This is a genomic window from Sinomicrobium pectinilyticum (genome assembly GCF_003725735.1).
Taxonomy (GTDB): domain Bacteria; phylum Bacteroidota; class Bacteroidia; order Flavobacteriales; family Flavobacteriaceae; genus Sinomicrobium; species Sinomicrobium pectinilyticum.
This window is the reverse complement of sequence record NZ_RJTM01000055.1, coordinates 1-1,151: the sequence shown is the minus strand read 5'-3', so window position 1 is coordinate 1,151 and position 1,151 is coordinate 1. Positions and strand designations below refer to the sequence as shown.

The window sequence follows — 1,151 nt, the reverse complement described above, 5'->3', positions numbered from 1 at the left end:
AAGACACCCTCCTCCATAAAAGCTATGACGATCTCAACACCCTGTTTTACCAATGGCTACCAAAAGATACTCTTACAGCTAAAACTATTGTCAATACCTATATAGCAAAAGCCCGGGAAGAAAAAGACTCTATACGTATGGCTAAAGGGTATTATTACTATGCGACAAGTTTTGGAGCACAGAAAGGATTACAATATGCCGATACCATTATTGCACTTACTCAACATACGGACGACAAATTTCATCCTGCCGTAGGCTATTTATTAAAAGGATATTGGTATTACCAATTAGATGATTATAAAAAAACCATGGAATATTATCTTATCGGCTATAAATATGCCGTGGAAAGGGATAATATTAAAATGCTAGTGCATATACGATACATGATCGCAACGCTCAAAAACAGGGTTGGAGATTATAGAGGGGCCCTGGCTATTGATAAAGATTACTTACATGCACTGGAAAACCAACCAATATATAGGAAGGAGTATAGTTATAGTCCGAATCGTGGGGACAAGTATAAGAAAACACATCTCTCCGTAATAAATGATGTAGCATATGATTATCTTAATTTAAAAGAGTTGGACTCTGCCGAAAAGTATTTTCGATATGGCATTCGTAAAAGTCTGGAATATAAAGATTCTTCATATTATTATAGAATCGTTTCTAACAGCGGTACGTTAGAATTCTACAAGGGCAATTTTCAGGCGGCTCTCGATAGCCTGGACAAGGCTATGCCATATACCAAGTTGGAATATAACATTGCTTTAACACAGTATTACCGGGGAAAATCTTTCCAAGGTTTGGGTAGAAATGAAAAAGCCGTAGCAATCTTCCTCAAAACAGACTCCCTGGTCTCTAAAATCAATGCCGTAATGCCCGAAATCAGAGACGCCTATGAATACCTTATAGATTATTATAATGACCGTCAAGAAAGAGATAGCCAGCTTATATACGTCGATAAACTCCTGGAATTAGATAGTGTGTTATTGGAAGAACGAGTAATCGGCGGAGAAATCGCCCGGAAATACGATACCCCAGAACTCCTCAGGCAAAAAGAAACCATTATCCGGAACCTGGAAAACCGCCATAAAAAGAATACCTGGTATACATGGAGTCTGTCCTTTATTATTGTTTTACTGTTTATATTC

General features: G+C 37.7%; 1 protein-coding gene. It reads left to right on the top strand.

Annotation, left to right across the window (positions count from 1 at the left end; all coding sequences use genetic code 11):
• Nucleotides 1–1,151, top strand: a 1,151-nt coding sequence (locus tag ED312_RS23735) for a hypothetical protein (RefSeq protein WP_170164466.1), incomplete at both ends; no start/stop codon positions are given.